The following is a 15738-nucleotide window of genomic DNA, read 5'->3' as shown; positions in this document are numbered from 1 at the left end:
GCTCCTGCTCCCGGGGGATCGATCGGCTTCCCAGGGTACGGGGCGACAGGGGCGGGACGTCCGCTCACCCTTGTGGACGAAGAGGTCCGCATCGCTGCCTGCCGCTACCGCTGCGGCCGGTGGCGGCAGGCACGGTCCTGTCAGAGGACGGTGGCGCCCGGGGCCGGGGACACCGCGGCCCGTGCGTTCCGGCAGGTCCCCGAGGTGATCAGCGCCTCGGCCACCTTCCGTGCCGACTCCTCGTCCGCCACCAGGAACGCGGTGGTCGGCCCGGAGCCCGAGACCAGGGCGGCCAGGGCTCCGGCCGCGGTGCCCGCGGCGAGGGTGTCGGCCAGCGAGGGGCGCAGCGAGAGCGCGGCGGGCTGGAGGTCGTTGCTCAGCGCGCCCGCGAGCGCGGCGGTGTCACCGGACCGCAGCGCCTCCAGGAGCGTGGCGGACGCGGCGGGGTCCGGGACGTCCGTACCGGCCGTGAGCCGGTCGAACTCGCCGTAGACGGCCGGGGTGGAGAGCCCGCCGTCGGCGACCGCGAAGACCCAGTGGAAGGTTCCGCCCACGTCGATCGGGGTCAGCCGCTCACCGCGCCCGACCCCGAGGGCCGCGCCGCCGACCAGGCTGAACGGCACGTCGCTGCCCAGCTCCGCGCAGATGTCGAGCAGCTCCTGCCGCGTGGCGCCGGTGGACCAGAGGGTGTCGCAGGCCAGCAGTGCGGCAGCGCCGTCGGCGCTGCCGCCCGCCATGCCGCCCGCGACGGGGATGTCCTTGGCGATGTGGATGTGCACATCGGGTGCGATGCCGTGCCGCTCGGCCAGTGCGATCGCGGCGCGGGCGGCCAGGTTCGTGGCGTCCAGCGGGACCTTCGCGGCATCCGGGCCCGAGCACGTGACGCGCAGCCCGTCGGCGGGGGTGACGGTGACCTCGTCGTACAGGCCGACGGCGAGGAAGACATTGGCCAGGTCGTGGAAGCCGTCGGGGCGCGGGGCGCCGACCGCGAGCTGGACGTTGACCTTGGCGGGTACGCGGACGGTGACGCTCACTCACCACTCCCGGAGGGCTCGTTGCCATCGGTCCCGGCGGTCCCGGCGGTCCCGGCGGGCTTGTTCTCGGCGATGGCGGCGAACTCCTCGACCGTCAGGGACTCACCGCGGGCCCGGGGCGAGATCCCGGCCGCGACCAGGGCCGCCTCGGCGGCGGGGGCGGAGCCCGCCCAGCCGGCCAGGGCCGCCCGCAGGGTCTTGCGGCGCTGGGCGAAGGCCGCGTCGACGACGGCGAAGACCTCGGTCCTGCTCGCGCTCGTGGTGACCGGTTCGGTGCGCCGGACCAGCGACACCAGGCCGGAGTCGACGTTCGGGGCGGGCCAGAAGACATTGCGGCCGATGGACCCGGCCCGCTTGACGTCCGCGTACCAGTTGGCCTTCACCGACGGCACGCCGTAGACCTTGTTGCCCGGCCTGGCGGCCAGCCGGTCCGCGACCTCCGCCTGGACCATGACGAGGGTCCGCTCGATGGACGGGAAGCGCTCCAGCATGGTCAGCAGGACCGGCACGGCGACGTTGTACGGAAGGTTCGCGACCAGCGCGGTCGGCGCCGGGCCCGGCAGCTCCCGGACCAGCATCGCGTCGGAGTGCACCAGGGCGAACCGGTCGGCGCGCCCCGGCATCCGGGCGGCGACCGTGGCCGGCAGCGCGCCCGCCAGCACGTCGTCGATCTCGACGGCGACGACCCGGTCCGCCGCCTCCAGCAGCGCCAGGGTCAGCGAACCGAGCCCCGGACCGACCTCGACGACGACGTCGTCGGGGCGGACCTCCGCCGTCCGCACGATCCTGCGGACCGTATTGGCGTCGATGACGAAGTTCTGACCGCGTTGCTTGGTCGGGCGTACGCCCAGCTCGGCCGCCAGCTCGCGGATGTCTGCGGGGCCCAGGAGGGCGTCGGGCTCAGTGGTGCTCACCCGGTAAGCCTACGGCCGCGTCGCGGTCGGGGGCTCGCCCCCCGTCTCGCGAAAGGCCTCTCGCCCCGCGGGCGAGCCGGGCCGACGCCGCGTTCCGCGGCCTGCCCGCCCGCCTGTGTGCCCTGTGCTACCTCCCCGTCCGGACGACGACCTCGTCGCCGTCGGCGAGTGCGCTGCCGGGGGCGGGCGTGACGGCGTCAGGGGCGGCGGGCACGACACCCTGGTCGGTGAGGAGTTCACCGACGTCGTTCGCGAAGGTGTGCAGGGTGCGGGTCCTGCCGTCGATGTCGAGCGTCACCCCCTTGTCGCAGGCCATGAACGCCGTGATGCCGCCGGCCAGGAACGCCAGGACGAGGGCCTGCGGGACGAGGCGGCGCAGGTTCTCGGGCCGGAGCGGGTCCTTGCGGTGGTGGGACGCCCGGCGCGTGGCTGCCCGGCGGCCGCCGGCGCGGGGCGTCGGCGGCCGGGCGGGCACGACGCGCGGGCCGACGAGCGTCGGAGTGTGGAGCACCCGCACGGCGAGCGTCAGCCGCTCATGGAACGGGACGGGTACGGGGACGGGGACAGCGGGCGACACCGTACGCCCTCTGCCACGTGCCGCACGGTGGCTGCCCTTCGAACTGCTCACGACGCTCCCGAGGATCCGATCGGCCGGTCGCCGGATGGCGCCGGGGACGATAGCGGAGCATCGGTCACTCTTCAAAACGATGCGATCACGCACCGTCATCGGCCCATGTCGTCAGTAGTCGAAGGCGCGAGCGGTGTTGTCGAAGACGGCCGACGCCAGGGTGTCCTCGTCCACGCCCTTCACCGCTGCCATGGCGCGCAGGGTGACCGGGATGAGATAGGGCGCGTTGGGCCGTCCCCGGTACGGGGCGGGGGTCAGGAACGGTGCGTCCGTCTCGACCAGGACCAGCTCCATCGGCGCGACGGCCAGTGCGTCGCGCAGCGGCTGGGCGTTCTTGAAGGTGACATTGCCCGCAAAGGACATGAAGTACCCGGCGTCCGCGCAGATCCGTGCCATGTCGGCGTCGCCGGAGTAGCAGTGGAAGACGGTCCGCTCGGGGGCGCCCGCGTCGGCGAGGACGCGCAGCACGTCCGCGTGCGCCTCGCGGTCGTGGATGACCAGCGCCTTGCCGTGCCGCTTGGCGATCTCGATATGGGCCCGGAAGGACTCCTCCTGCGCGGCCATGCCTTCGGGCCCCGTGCGGAAGTGGTCGAGCCCGGTCTCGCCGACACCGCGTACGTGGTCGAGCGCGGCCAGTGCGTCGATCTCCGCGAGCGCCTCGTGCAGCGCCGCCTCTCCGCCCGCTTCCCGCGCCCCCTGCCGCGACCGGCCCTCGGGGTCGCCGTGCACGATGCGCGGTGCCTCGTTGGGGTGCAGGGCGACCGCCGCGTGCACGTTCGCGTGCGCGGCGGCGGTCTCGGCGGCCCACCGCGAACCGGCCACGTCGCAGCCCACCTGGATCACGGTGGTCACATTGACCGCCGCGGCCCTGGCCAGGCCCTCCTCGACGGTCGCGTCCTGCATGTCCAGGTGGGTGTGCGAATCAGCGACCGGTACCCGGAGGGGTTCGGGCAACGGCGGGGCTTCGGTACGGCTCATGAGGACGATCGTACGAGGACCGCGCCGGGCACCCCGCCCGCGGTGGGAGCCGGGCCCCTACCTGCGGTGGAAGGGGTGCAGCAGATCGGACAGGTGCCAGTGGTGCCCGGCGTCGACGGGTGCGGCCACGGCCTCGCCCTCCCGGACGTCGGCACCCTTGCCCCCCGACCGCCTCGGCTCGGGATTGCGGAGCAGCTCCTGGACGGTCGAGACCCGGCCCGACATCATGATCCGGACCAGGTGGCCGCCGCACTTCGCGCAGGTCGGCCTGGAAAGGGGTGAGGGCACCCGCTCCCCGTCCGCCTTGTATATGACGAAGCCGTTGTTGGAACCGTCGACGTGGTGCTCTATCTCGAAGGCCTGTTCCCAGCCGTGTCCGCACCTCATGCAGGCGAATGCGTACGCCTCGTGCACCGTGGTCGCTGCGATCTCGCTCATGTCCGCTCCTTTGTCCGCCGGACGAACACTCCGGGGAGTGCGTCCCTGGTCCAGTGGACTCCCCTGCCGACGGGAGCGCATCGGGCCCTGTCGACTGTTGGAGCGCTTTTGGCCTTCTCGTGGCAGAAAGGTTCGGTGCGCGACTCGCGCTTTGCCTTCTAGGCTTGTCCTTTGCCCTCCGCAGGGCCGTTTCGCGCCGCGTTCTTTGCCGCGACGACCGCGTCGAACACCTCGCGTTTGGGCAGCCCCGCGTCGGCGGCCACGGCGGCGATGGCCTCCTTGCGCCGCTCCCCCGCCTCCTCGCGCACCCGCACCCTGCGCACCAGCTCCGCGGCGTCCAGTTCCTCGGGTCCCGAGTCGGCCGCGCCCTCGACGACGACGGTGATCTCGCCGCGTACCCCTTCTGCCGCCCAGGCCGCCAGCTCGCCCAGCGGGCCGCGCTTCACTTCCTCGTACGTCTTGGTCAGCTCCCGGCACACGGCCGCCCGACGCTCGGCACCGAAGACCTCGGCCATCGCCGCGAGGGTGTCGTCGAGCCGGTGCGGGGCCTCGAAGAAGACCATGGTGCGGCGCTCGTCGGCGACCTCACGCAGTCTGCCCAGCCTTTCGCCCGCCTTGCGCGGCAGGAAGCCCTCGAAGCAGAAACGGTCGACGGGCAGAGCGGACAGCGCGAGAGCGGTCAGCACCGCGGACGGGCCGGGGACCGCGGTGACCCTGACGCCCTTCTCCACCGCGGCGGCCACGAGCCGGTAGCCGGGGTCGGAGACGGACGGCATCCCGGCGTCCGTGACCAGCAGGACCCGGGCGCCGCCGGTCAGCGCCTCGACGAGTTCGGGCGTACGGGCCGACTCGTTGCCCTCGAAGTAGGAGACGACCCGCCCCGTGGTGTGGACGCCGAGCGCCTGGGTGAGGCGGCGCAGCCGTCGGGTGTCCTCGGCGGCGACGACATCGGCCGTCTCCAGTTCGGCGGCGAGGCGCGGCGGGGCATCCGCCACATCGCCGATGGGGGTTCCTGCGAGTACCAGCGTTCCAGTCGTTCCAGTCACATGAGTCATCCTCCCAGCACGGGCGACAGCGCTCGCACAGACGCGTTCCCTACGATGGCGCGGTGACGAGTACTGCGCCCGAAGCCCGGCAGGGCCAAGACGCCGGGGAACCGCACGGCGAAGAAGCGACCTCCTGGCAGCAGCGGCTGCGCCGCTTCGGCCATGCGCCCCGGCCCGGGATCGGGCTGCGTGAACGACTGGTTCCGCCGTACGCCCGGCCCGGCGCCCAGCTGTGGGCGGTACTCGGGATCTCCCCGCCCCTGGCCGCGCGCCTGGTGCGGTGGTCCGCCTGGGGCGGTCCGCTGCTGGTGGCGCTGGTCGCCGGTGTGCTGCGGTTCTGGAACCTGGGCAGCCCGCACGCCCTGATATTCGACGAGACGTACTACGCCAAGGACTCCTGGGCACTGATCAACCAGGGGTACGAGGGCAACTGGCCCAAGGACATCGACAAGCTGATCCTCGCCGATCCGTCGAAGGTGCCCGTCCCGGTGGATCCGGGCTATGTGGTGCACCCACCGGTCGGCAAGTGGATCATCGGCCTCGGTGAGCAGATCTTCGGCTTCACGCCGTTCGGCTGGCGGTTCATGGTGGCGGTGCTCGGCACGCTGTCGGTGCTGATGCTGTGCCGGATCGGTCGGCGTCTGTTCCGCTCGACGTTCCTGGGATGCCTGGCCGGCACGCTGCTCGCCGTCGACGGTCTGCATTTCGTGATGAGCCGCACCGCGCTGCTCGACCTGGTGCTGATGTTCTTCGTGCTGGCGGCGTTCGGCGCGCTGCTGATCGACCGGGACTGGGCGCGGCGCAGACTCGCCGCCGCACTGCCGGTCGACGAGGAGGGGGTGCTGCGCCCCGATGTCGAGGTCGCGGAGAATCTGCGCCTCGGCCTGCGCCCCTGGCGGCTCGTCGCCGGCCTGATGCTGGGGCTGGCCTTCGCGACCAAGTGGAACGGTCTGTACATCCTGGCCGGCTTCGGTCTGATGACGGTGCTGTGGGACGTGGGCGCGCGGCGGACGGCGGGGGCCGTCCGTCCGTACACGGCGGTGCTGAAGCGGGATCTGCTGCCGGCGTTCGTCTCGACGGTCCCCGTCGCGATCCTCACGTACCTCGTCTCCTGGACCGGCTGGATCGTCACCGGCAAGGGCTACTACCGGGACTGGGCGCAGACCGAGGGCAGGGGTGGCAACTGGACGTGGCTGCCGGACTGGCTGCGCAGTCTGTGGCACTACGAGTACCAGGTCTACGAATTCCATGTGAATCTGACGTCCGGCCACACGTACCAGTCCAATCCCTGGAGCTGGATCGTACTCGGCCGGCCCGTCTCGTACTTCTGGGAGGAGCAGCCGGGCTGCGCGGCGTCGGAGACCGGCAAGTGCTCCCGCGAGGTGCTGGCCCTCGGGACGCCGCTGCTCTGGTGGGCGGCGTGCTTCGCCCTGGTGTACGTGCTGTGGCGCTGGTTCTTCCGGCGCGACTGGCGGGCGGGGGCCATCGCCTGCGGCGTGGCGGCGGGCTGGCTGCCCTGGTTCTTCTACCAGGAGCGGACGATCTTCCTCTTCTACGCGGTCGTGTTCGTGCCGTTCCTGTGTCTGGCGGTGACGATGATGATCGGCGCCCTGCTGGGTCCGGGGGCGGACACCGGGCCGGTGAGGGAACGCGGTCTGCTGTCCGGCGATCCGTCCGGGGAGCGGCGGCGGGCGCTGGGGGCGGTCGCGGCGGGCGTGCTGGTGCTGCTGATCATCTGGAACTTCATCTATTTCTGGCCGATCTACACGGGAACGCCCATTCCCGACGGTTCCTGGCGGGACCGGATGTGGCTGGACACCTGGATCTAGTGCCGGAACACCGGGAGAGCGCGGCCATCGGCTGCGGCCTCCCGGTGGTTGTCGGCCATCATCGGTGTCCGTCGGCCCCCTTGGACGGCCGACAGACGGCCCAGAGACGGCCCACAGACGGCCCGCAGACGACCCGCAGACGACCTGGGCGCCTGCCGGGCAGACCGACCCGACTCCCTCCGTGACAGTCATCCCCGTTGTCCCGCGACCTCGGAGCTTGGCCGAATGTCGGTGGACTCCGACTGCCGGCAGCTCGCGCCGTCGAAGGCCGATCGCATGGGCAGGGACCCTTGACGCCCAACGGCCGGCACGCTGCGGCACTGCTGCCGTACTCGTGGTGCCCGAGAAGTGGATGGGCTTCACTGGTGAAGTCAAGGACGCCATGAGGGTGGGGAGTTGCTGTGCGCGTATGGCTTCGGGTTGCGGCTCTCGCATGGGTCGGCACAACCGGCTTGACCGCCTGTGCGGGGGGAGACGGTAGCGGCTCGGCAGTCGGGCTCACGCCAGGACAGATGCGCAGCGCCATGCCCGACCGCGAGAGCCTCCCTGCCGGGTGGCGCGGCGAAGCGGATCCCAAGGTGCGTGACGCAAAGGATGCTCTCGACGACTGCTCGGCGATGGCCGTCACGTGCACATCTGCCGGCCTGGTCGCCATGGGGTCCGACTCGTACGACGAAGGAACGGTGAATCGGCCCGAGGGGGACCGCGAGCACAGGGCAGATGTGTTCGTCTTTTCCTTCGACTCCCCCGAGGGTGCGAAGAAGGTCATGAAGAATCTCGTGGGGGCGGGGCGAAAAGGAGAGTCACCCCAGCCGGTGAAAATCGACGCGGGCGCACAGGACACCGAGGCGTATTCCACAAGCGACTCCGGTGTCTACAAGTCCCAGGTCGTCATGCGCGTCGACAAGGTCGTGATAGGCATCCTGGGGGAGGAACTCAAACAGCCCAGGGACATCCAGCCGATCGCGGAGACACTTGTCGACCGGGTCGAGAAGGCATCACAGGGCGAGAGTTCCACCGCGTGAGTCGAGACTGCACCCCGCCGCACGAACGGGGGTCAATTCCGGCCGATCCACGCGGGAACGCCCATTCCCGGCGGGCCGGAAGCGGCCGGACACCTGAATCCGGGACCGGCACGCCCCGATATGTGCGGCACGCCTGGATTCGACCGGTGTATTCATGCCCCACGCATCGCTTTCCTATAACAACCATCTCGGCTGTCGCCGCCGTCCCGTAGGGTGCCCAGCAGCATCTCTTTGAACACGTTCAAGGGGGAACTCCTGGGGAGGGGGACTGCAAGGATGCGCAGTGGAGCGAAGGTCGCGATGGTCGGCGGAGTGTTCGCGGTCGTGGTCGGCGGGGTGGGGTACGGCGCGTACAACGTCCTGGACGGACTGGGCGGCGGGGGCGGTGGCACGGACACCGAGTCCACCGCCGTCAAGGTGAGGACGGGTCCGGTCACCGAGGCGGAGATCGACGAGGCGTCGAAGAAGTTCCTCAAGGCCTGGGCGAACGGCGACGCGACGGTCGCCTCGCAGCTCACCAACAACGCGACCGAGGCCGAACCGGTGCTGACGGACTACCGCGAAAGCGCCCATGTCACCAAGGCCGTGATCACTCCCGGTCCGGCGGTCGGCTCGAAGGTGCCGTACACGGTGAAGGCGACCGTCTCCTTCGAGGGCAGGTCCAAGCCCTGGTCGTACTCCTCCGAACTGACCGTGGTGCGCGGCCTGACCACCGGCAGGCCGCTGGTGGACTGGGCTCCCTCCGTGGTCCATCCGGATCTGACGAAGGGCGCGTCGCTCAAGACGGGCGAGGCGTCCGCGCCGGCGATCGAGGCGGTCGACCACAACGGCAAGGTGCTCACCAAGGAGAAGTACCCGTCTCTGGGGTCCATCCTGGACACCCTGCGCGAGAAGTACGGCGAGAAGGCCGGAGGCACCGCGGGCATCGAGACCTGGATCGAGAGCCCGGACGCGGGCAGCGCCGACAAGACCCTGCTGACCCTCGCCAAGGGCAGGCCGGGCAAGCTGCAGACCACCCTGGACGCCGACGCCCAGGCGGCGGCCGAGGTGGCCGTGAAGAAGTTCAGCCAGGCCTCGGTGGTCGCGGTCCGCCCGTCCACGGGCGCGATCCGCGCGGTCGCCAACAACCCCGCCACCGGATTCAACGCGGCGCTGCAGGGCAAGCAGGCGCCCGGCTCGACGATGAAGATCGTGACGGCGGCGATGCTGATCGAGAAGGGCCTCACCTCGGCCGGTCAGAAGATCGAGTGCCCCCCGACGGTGATGTACTACGGCCGCACCTTCAAGAACCTGGAAGGCTTCTCCATCCCCGACGGCACCCTGACGACCAGCTTCGCCCGCTCCTGCAACACCGCCTTCATCAAGCTGATCGACGACGCGAACGACGACGCGGCACTCGCCAAGGAGGCCCGCGACGTCTTCGGGATCGGCCTGAACTGGCAGACCGGCGTGGTCACCTTCGACGGCAGTGTGCCGGAGGAGACCCAGGGCGAGGCGGCCGCCCAGTACATCGGCCAGGGCACCGTCCAGATGAACGCCCTCAACATGGCGTCCATCACCGCCACCGCGAAGAACGGCACCTTCCGTCAGCCGATCCTCGTGGACCGGGACCTCGACGGCCGGCAGATCGCCACCGCCTCCCGGTCGCTGTCCCCGTCCGTGTCCCAGCAGCTCACCGACATGATGCGCCAGACCGCGAGCTGGGGCACCGGCAAGGCCGCCATGGCCTCGGTCGGCGGCGACAAGGGCGCCAAGACGGGCTCGGCGGAGGTGGACGGCCAGGCCACCTCCAACAGCTGGTTCACCGGCTTCAGCAACGACCTGGCCGCCGCGGCGGTGGTCCAGTCCGGCGGCCACGGCGGCGACGCGGCGGGCCCGGTGGTGGCGGCGGTGCTGCGCGCGGGGTCGTGAGATCCCGGTTGCCGGTCGGGCCGGGCCGACGGACGTCTCCGGCCGGACGGTCAGGCCCGACGGTGGTCGCCCGCGTCCCGGCCGAGCGCGGCAATGCGGGACAGCGGACGCTCCACCTCGTGGTCGACGTACTGGAAGTCCCGCTTCGCGCTCTGCAGACCGCTCTGCTCCTTCGCCAGCCTCGCCTGGAGATGGGCGACCTGCCGCTCCCATTCCTCGTGGGCCTCCTTCAGCCCGGCTCCGGTCTGCCAGCCGGTGAACTCGTTCACCACCGCCGCCGAGTCGTCATCGGCATGGCTGCCCGCCTTCTTTGTGCCGGGCCGGATGGTCTCGCTCAGGGCGTTGGCGGCCGCGCTCTTCGCCGCCGCATTCGTCTTGAGGTCGGCGGGACCGGACGCCCCGCCCGCGCCGCCGGCACCGACGCCGTTGAGTCGCGTGTCACTCCCGCCCAGGGATCGCGCGGCCGCCGCCTTGTGTGCGGCCCATTCATCGCCGAAGTCCATGGTGCCCCCACTCATCTACTTGAACACTCCTTTACCCTAACGATCTCGGCGTGACACGATCAGGCAGCGGGGGCCGGGGCGACGCCGCGGGCTCTCGCACGGAGCACACGCGCCGCCGACCCACGGGAGAAGGATGCTCAGCTATCAGGACGTACTCACGGTGCGTCTCGCCCCGTTGACCACGGCGGCGGCAACCTGGGAGGAAATGGCCGACGGATTTGACCGCGTGGGCGAGGCGTACGGTGGAAGCGTCCAGAGCGTGGCCTCAGGCGACAGTTGGGTGGGGGTCAGCGCGGACGCGGCCGACGCCCATCTCAAGGCGACACGCCAGCAGTTCCACGCAGCCGAGGTCGAGGCGCGGGCGATAGCCGGCATTCTGCGGGACATCCACGGCCAGTTCGTGGAACGCATCGGAGCGCTGAAGGACCTGGTCGAGTCGGCCAAGGGCGCCCACATGCATATAGACGCGCAGGGCCGGGCCCACTACGACGAGGAGCGGGCGAAGGGCTCCCAGGGCGGCGTCATCAGCGAGGCGTCGATTCGCATGATGCAGGAAGCCGCCTGGACGGGCGCGGTGGCCACGGCCGTCCAGGCCGTCGACGACGCGGACCAAGGCGCGAAGCTGGCCCTTCGCGATGCGGCAGGCATCAAGTCGTTCATCGAACGCACCATGGACCAGATCGCGGGCCGCGAACATGAGTTCAACGCGCAGGCCGTGGGCGACATCGAAGTGGTGGAGGCTCGCGAGGCGCAGAAGTACGCGGACGAGGTGCTCGCCGGGAAGAAGCCGACGGACCTCGAGGAGTGGGAGCGGCTTCAGCGCGACAACGCGGGCGACAAGGTGTTCAGCCAGATGCTGCTGAATCATCTGGGCCCGGAGAAGACGATCCAGCTGACGAACCAGCTCAACACCTTCGCCTACGACTCGGACACCGGGAACAAGGCGCATTACCTGGGAGTCGAGCAGGGTTTCGCCAACGCCCTGTCCACCGCGACGCAGGATCCGAAGTCCCGCTTCTACAAGGATTGGCACGCCGGGATGCAGGAGGCCGGCATGAAGCGGTTCGAGTGGCAGGGCGAGAAGGTCCGGGGATACCAGTCACTCGTCACCCTGATGCAACACGGCGAGGGGTACTCGGACCGCTTCATGCATGACCTCGGCGACGACATGATCGCGGCGGAGAAGGCGGACAAGGGCAACGACAACTGGGATCTACCCAAGCGGTTCACCACACCCCGGGACGAGTGGTTCGCTAACGACCCGCTGGACGGACTGCTCGGAATCATGAGCAAGGACCCCGAGGCGTCGGCCTCGTTCCTCGACCCGCAGTCCGACCCCGATCCCGACGACGGCAAAAAGACCGGCAACGACCGACTGGAATACCTGGCACGAAAGCGGGACTGGGATGTCGTCGACGGCCATCCCGTCATGCGGAATCCCCACGACCCCGACAGCATGTGGGGCGACCCGCTGAGCGGAAGCGACATCGAGGATGCCCAAACCAGAGCCGGGTTCGGGGCTGCGCTTGTAGCCGGAACCACGGGAATCGATCCCAACGACTCGGGAGGTGGCTATGTCGCTCACTCGGATGCGAACAACCGAGTTTTCGAAGGCGCATTGAAGCATCTCTCCGACGAGAAGAACGATTTCCCGCCGAGTTTGCGTATGTCCATGGCAGTCGTCATGGGAAATTACGGGGACGAGGTCCATGCCGCCACAAGCGCACACAATGACAGCGAGAGCCCCATAGACCGCAGCCAGGTCCTCGAAGTATCGAAACAAATCTCCCGAGATCGATACTCATATCTAACTCTCCAGGATTCCATTAATCACGAAATATTCCACACAATGCAGTCCGGAAACACGGACCCGGAGGAATCCTGGAGACGAGCCGGTCGAACGGTGGGATTCCTCGAAGAAGCCCGGTACCAAGGGCTTCAGGTGGATGCAGATGACGCGAAGAGCAAGGCCGCATGGGAAGCGAAGATGGACTATCACAGATGGGGCGGCCTGGTCAACTTCATCCCTCAAGTGGGCGATGCGGCTCAGCGAGAAATAGACGTCCTGACAAGTAAATGGCTCGAAGATGAAACGGGTCGAATCGAATCGAAAAATGTACGGGACAACATCGAGACACACACTGGCGACGAAGCTCGCATCACGGAGTTGGCAAATATCTGGAGAAGGGAGAATCCCGATGTCGCCAACGGGGAAAAGCCATACGTGACGGTTGACAAGATCGCCTCATCGGCCACCGACGGTGGGGTAACCGCCCGAGGGCTCGCGGGCAAGCAGTCATGAGAATAATGCGAACCGTTGCCGGTATCACCCTGGCAGGGTACCTGATCTCGGCCTGCTCCGCACAGCCTTCGTACGACTACGTCATCTCCGCAAAAATCTGTGATATCACCATCGACCGATCGCTCATAAAACCACTGCTGCCTGCAGGCGGCAAATTCGAACAGACAGTCAGGGACTACGGCACGAAGCCTGAAACCGACTGGGTGTGCAAAATCGAGATCGACAATGAGCAGGCACTGAGGATCGCATTTCACCGGACATCGGGGACAATTGATATACCCCAATTGGCCAGGGAGGGTTCATTGAAGCTCAGGGACCCACGGGATGTTGACATCAACGGAACTTCCACCGCTCAGATCGCCATGGACGGAGCGCTCTTGAGCAGCCCTTGCCTCAGCCACGGGGAGGAGGATCTCATCACTGAACTGACCCTGGGCAAGAACCGGTTGACCACTAAGTCCGTGAAGGACCGGAACCAGGAAATCGAAACATTCCTGCGCTCCTACGTTCCCGGGTTGATCAAGGCAAAGTGCGACGCGTAGCCGCGCCGTACTGACCCGAGCGAAGGAACGGAGCTCCCCGCAAGCCGGACGTTCACAACGATCTCGTTTCCGTCGTGTGATCTTTAACCCCGTTCGCCAGGAAGCGGCGCAAACCGAATCCCGGCACGCGCGGGGCAACGTGGAGGTCAACACCAACGGAGAAAGCCGCATAACGGAGTTGGCCAACATCTGGCGGCGGGAGAATACGAGTGCACTGAACGGGGAGCGGCCCTACGTAACCACCGAAAATACGACAGCGCAGCCAAGGACGGAAGTGCTACCGCCCGAAGCCTGGCAGGTAAGGGATCACGAAAAGGACGAGCCTCATCCTTGCGATGACTGCTGCCGCGACGCTGATCGCCGGTTGCTCTGCCTGGCCGACAGACAGATACGCAACACCCGATAAAATTTGCGACATTGAAGTTCCTTCAGAAGTCACCGAGCCACTCCTTCCCACGGGTAAGAAGATCGAGCAGTACCCGCGAGACTTCGACAAGAAGCCGGACTCCAGAGGGAGTTGCATTATCAATGTCGACAAGAAGTTGGCCCTGAGGATCGCCGTGTACCGAGAATCCGGAAGCGTTGACATACCCGGCCTGGCCCAGCACGGATCACTTCGGCTCAAGAATCCCGAAAAGGCAGATATCAGCAACGTGTCCAGTGCGCAGGTCGCCGAGGACGGAGCACTCATGGCCATCCCCTGCCACGCCCGCGGAAATGAATATCTCATCACCGAGTTCGCCGTCGGGGAACGGTCGTGGGACAGGGAGAGCACCAGGACCCAGCGCAAGGAGATCGACGCCTTCGTCCGCGGCTACGTCCCCGAGCTGATCAAGGTGAAGTGCGGCGCATAGCCACCCGGCGGCGTCCGCCCGATCACATCACTCCGCCAGGTGGACCGTCACCGGCCCCGCACGTGCGCAACTCCGTCGCGCGCCCCGCGCCGCGTTCGCTAGCGTGCGGGGCATGAGCGCTCCTGACACCACCGCCGCCGAAGCCCACCCCCGATTCGCCGAGGCCCTGAGGGAGCTCGGCCTCCAGGTCGAGATCCGCCGGTTCCCGGAGGCCACCCGTACCGCCGCCGAGGCCGCTGCCGCGATCGGCTGCGAACTCAGCGAGATCGTCAAGTCCCTGATCTTCGAGGCCGACGGTGTCCCGGTGCTGGTCCTGATGGACGGTTCCTCACGCGTCGATGTGGAGCTCGTACGCGGTGAACTGGACGCCGGGAAGGTCAAGCGGGCCGGGGCGGACCTGGTCCGGGAGACGACGGGGTACGCCATCGGGGGCGTACCGCCCTTCGGGCACCGCACGCGGACCCGGGTGCTGGCCGACCGCGCGCTGCTCGACCACGACGTGGTGTGGGCGGCGGCGGGCACCCCGTACACGGTCTTCCCCCTCGACCCCAAGTCGCTGATCGCGCACGCCGGCGGAACCGTGGTGGATGTGCGCGAGCAGTCGAAGTGACGCCGCTGGTCGCCCTCGCCGTCCTGATCGCCGCGGTCACGCACGCCAGTTGGAACGCGATCGCGCACGCGATCAAGGATCAGCTCCTCTCCTTCACCCTGATCTCCGGGGGCGGGGTACTGATCGGTGCCCTGGCGGCCTGCTTCGTCCCTTTCCCCGCCGCCGGGGCCTGGCCGTATCTCCTCGTCTCGGCCGCGTTGCACGTGACGTACATGATGCTGCTGATGCGCTCGTTCACCCTGGGCGACTTCGGCCAGATGTATCCGATCGCCCGTGGCACGGCGCCGCTGGTGGTCACGGTGCTCGCCGCCGTCTTCGTCGGTGAGAACCCGGACGGCTGGGCCACGGCGGGCGTCGCGGTGGCCTCGGCGGGGCTGGTCGGGCTCGCCCTCTGGGGCATCCGCGGCTCCGGCAGGCGGCCGGACTGGCCGGCACTGCTGGCCGCCGTCGCGACCGGCCTGGCCATCGCCGGATACACCACGGTGGACGGAGTCGGAGTGCGTGCCTCCGGCACCTCGCTCGGCTACATCGCCTGGCTGATGATCCTGGAAGGACTGGCCATCCCGGCCTACGCGCTCCACCGCCACCGCGACGAACTCGTCACCCGGCTCCGCCCGTTCGCCGCGCGCGGGCTGCTGGGCGCGGCGCTTTCGGTGACCGCGTACGGCCTGGTGCTGTGGGCCCAGACCCGGGCGGCGCTGGCCCCGATCGCGGCGCTCCGGGAATCGTCGATCATCGTCGGCGCAGCCATAGGAACGCTGTTCTTCAAGGAACGGTTCGGCGCACCGCGCATCGCGGCGGCGGGGCTGATGGTGGTCGGCATCGGGCTGATGCTGCACACGAGTTGAGCGGGACGGCATACCCGGATCCAAGCCTGATCGGTGCGAAGGTCGGCGACACCCCCACGGGCTGGTGGATGTACCGGCCCGTGGTCGACAAGGACCTCGCCCTCAGCCTGAACAGGTACGACGACGGCAGCCGGAGCACCCGGCCCAGCTCCGACCGGCTGTGGCGCAGCGTGGGCGACGACACCCCCGTGGCCAACAGTCAGGACCTCTCACTCGAAGGGGTGGGCGACGGGCTCGGGGGCTCGTCACCCACCCCTTCGCGCAAACGTGGCCCCC

General features: G+C 68.8%; 15 protein-coding genes. 8 read left to right on the top strand and 7 right to left on the bottom strand.

All coding sequences use genetic code 11. The features are described 5' to 3' along the window. Positions 1-140: 140 nt before the first annotated feature. The 6 genes from ACIRP2_RS23985 to rsmI all read right to left on the bottom strand — a co-directional run bounded on the left by ACIRP2_RS23985 (position 141) and on the right by rsmI (position 5047). Complete coding sequence (locus tag ACIRP2_RS23985) at positions 141-1034, bottom strand: 4-(cytidine 5'-diphospho)-2-C-methyl-D-erythritol kinase (RefSeq protein ID WP_404253461.1); 894 nt, start codon at positions 1032-1034, stop codon at positions 141-143. Then, the gene (gene rsmA, locus ACIRP2_RS23980) at positions 1031-1948 is read right to left on the bottom strand and encodes a 16S rRNA (adenine(1518)-N(6)/adenine(1519)-N(6))-dimethyltransferase RsmA (RefSeq protein WP_404253459.1); all 918 of its coding nucleotides are present in this window, start codon (positions 1946-1948) and stop codon (positions 1031-1033) included. The genes ACIRP2_RS23985 and rsmA overlap by 4 nt, the downstream gene beginning before the upstream one ends. Before the next feature lie 127 nt (positions 1949-2075). Beyond that, entirely contained in the window at positions 2076-2576 is a 501-nt protein-coding gene (locus ACIRP2_RS23975) for a ubiquitin-like domain-containing protein (protein ID WP_404253457.1), read from the bottom strand. Positions 2577-2687: 111 nt separating this feature from the next. Continuing rightward, entirely contained in the window at positions 2688-3554 is an 867-nt protein-coding gene (locus ACIRP2_RS23970) for a TatD family hydrolase (protein WP_391743125.1), read from the bottom strand. A gap of 57 nt (positions 3555-3611) precedes the next feature. Then, complete coding sequence (locus ACIRP2_RS23965) at positions 3612-3992, bottom strand: hypothetical protein (RefSeq protein ID WP_404253455.1); 381 nt, start codon at positions 3990-3992, stop codon at positions 3612-3614. A gap of 158 nt (positions 3993-4150) precedes the next feature. Then, the gene (gene rsmI / locus ACIRP2_RS23960; RefSeq protein ID WP_404253453.1) at positions 4151-5047 is read right to left on the bottom strand and encodes a 16S rRNA (cytidine(1402)-2'-O)-methyltransferase; all 897 of its coding nucleotides are present in this window, start codon (positions 5045-5047) and stop codon (positions 4151-4153) included. Positions 5048-5100: 53 nt separating this feature from the next. Here rsmI and ACIRP2_RS23955 point away from each other — a divergent pair, with 53 nt between their 5' ends. The 3 genes from ACIRP2_RS23955 to ACIRP2_RS23945 all read left to right on the top strand — a co-directional run bounded on the left by ACIRP2_RS23955 (position 5101) and on the right by ACIRP2_RS23945 (position 9803). Further along, entirely contained in the window at positions 5101-6867 is a 1767-nt protein-coding gene (locus tag ACIRP2_RS23955; protein ID WP_404253451.1) for a dolichyl-phosphate-mannose--protein mannosyltransferase, read from the top strand. A gap of 524 nt (positions 6868-7391) precedes the next feature. Continuing rightward, the gene (locus tag ACIRP2_RS23950) at positions 7392-7892 is read left to right on the top strand and encodes a hypothetical protein (protein WP_404253449.1); all 501 of its coding nucleotides are present in this window, start codon (positions 7392-7394) and stop codon (positions 7890-7892) included. A 276-nt stretch (positions 7893-8168) separates the two neighbouring features. Further along, positions 8169-9803, top strand: coding sequence for a penicillin-binding transpeptidase domain-containing protein (locus tag ACIRP2_RS23945; protein ID WP_404253447.1), 1635 nt, complete (start codon positions 8169-8171; stop codon positions 9801-9803). A gap of 50 nt (positions 9804-9853) precedes the next feature. On the opposite strand, the gene ACIRP2_RS23940 is transcribed toward ACIRP2_RS23945, so the two are convergent. Then, the gene (locus tag ACIRP2_RS23940; protein ID WP_404253445.1) at positions 9854-10321 is read right to left on the bottom strand and encodes a hypothetical protein; all 468 of its coding nucleotides are present in this window, start codon (positions 10319-10321) and stop codon (positions 9854-9856) included. Between the two features lie 118 nt (positions 10322-10439). Between ACIRP2_RS23940 and ACIRP2_RS23935 the strand changes: the two genes are divergently transcribed. From ACIRP2_RS23935 to ACIRP2_RS23915, 5 genes are all read left to right on the top strand, one after another. After that, a complete protein-coding gene (locus tag ACIRP2_RS23935) occupies positions 10440-12608 on the top strand; it encodes a hypothetical protein (RefSeq protein WP_404253443.1) in 2169 nt (722 codons plus the stop codon). Beyond that, on the top strand, positions 12605-13150 hold the full coding sequence (locus ACIRP2_RS23930; protein WP_404253441.1) for a hypothetical protein: 546 nt from the start codon (positions 12605-12607) through the stop codon (positions 13148-13150). The genes ACIRP2_RS23935 and ACIRP2_RS23930 overlap by 4 nt, the downstream gene beginning before the upstream one ends. Before the next feature lie 335 nt (positions 13151-13485). Next, on the top strand, positions 13486-14004 hold the full coding sequence (locus tag ACIRP2_RS23925) for a hypothetical protein (protein WP_404253439.1): 519 nt from the start codon (positions 13486-13488) through the stop codon (positions 14002-14004). Between the two features lie 112 nt (positions 14005-14116). Next, positions 14117-14614 (top strand): YbaK/EbsC family protein, encoded by a 498-nt coding sequence (locus tag ACIRP2_RS23920; RefSeq protein WP_404253437.1) that lies wholly within the window; start codon positions 14117-14119, stop codon positions 14612-14614. Beyond that, entirely contained in the window at positions 14611-15462 is an 852-nt protein-coding gene (locus ACIRP2_RS23915) for an EamA family transporter (protein WP_404253435.1), read from the top strand. Before ACIRP2_RS23920 ends, ACIRP2_RS23915 begins: the two co-directional genes overlap by 4 nt. Positions 15463-15738 lie beyond the last annotated feature (276 nt).

Origin of the sequence: Streptomyces sp. NPDC101194, from assembly GCF_044767885.1 — a bacterium.
Lineage (GTDB): Bacteria > Actinomycetota > Actinomycetes > Streptomycetales > Streptomycetaceae > Streptomyces.
This window is presented reverse-complemented; position numbering and strand designations above follow the sequence as displayed.

Excerpts from the sequence above, each read along its gene's own strand:
- ACIRP2_RS23965 (WP_404253455.1), bottom strand. The coding sequence starts at position 3,992 with ATGAGCGAGATCGCAGCGACCACGGTGCACGAGGCGTACGCATTCGCC.
- ACIRP2_RS23970 (WP_391743125.1), bottom strand. The coding sequence starts at position 3,554 with ATGAGCCGTACCGAAGCCCCGCCGTTGCCCGAACCCCTCCGGGTACCG.
- ACIRP2_RS23940 (WP_404253445.1), bottom strand. The coding sequence starts at position 10,321 with ATGAGTGGGGGCACCATGGACTTCGGCGATGAATGGGCCGCACACAAG.
- ACIRP2_RS23925 (WP_404253439.1), top strand. The coding sequence starts at position 13,486 with ATGACTGCTGCCGCGACGCTGATCGCCGGTTGCTCTGCCTGGCCGACA.
- ACIRP2_RS23920 (WP_404253437.1), top strand. The coding sequence starts at position 14,117 with ATGAGCGCTCCTGACACCACCGCCGCCGAAGCCCACCCCCGATTCGCC.
- ACIRP2_RS23945 (WP_404253447.1), top strand. The coding sequence starts at position 8,169 with ATGCGCAGTGGAGCGAAGGTCGCGATGGTCGGCGGAGTGTTCGCGGTC.
- ACIRP2_RS23950 (WP_404253449.1), top strand. The coding sequence starts at position 7,392 with ATGCCCGACCGCGAGAGCCTCCCTGCCGGGTGGCGCGGCGAAGCGGAT.
- rsmI (WP_404253453.1), bottom strand. The coding sequence starts at position 5,047 with ATGACTCATGTGACTGGAACGACTGGAACGCTGGTACTCGCAGGAACC.
- ACIRP2_RS23935 (WP_404253443.1), top strand. The coding sequence starts at position 10,440 with ATGCTCAGCTATCAGGACGTACTCACGGTGCGTCTCGCCCCGTTGACC.
- ACIRP2_RS23930 (WP_404253441.1), top strand. The coding sequence starts at position 12,605 with ATGAGAATAATGCGAACCGTTGCCGGTATCACCCTGGCAGGGTACCTG.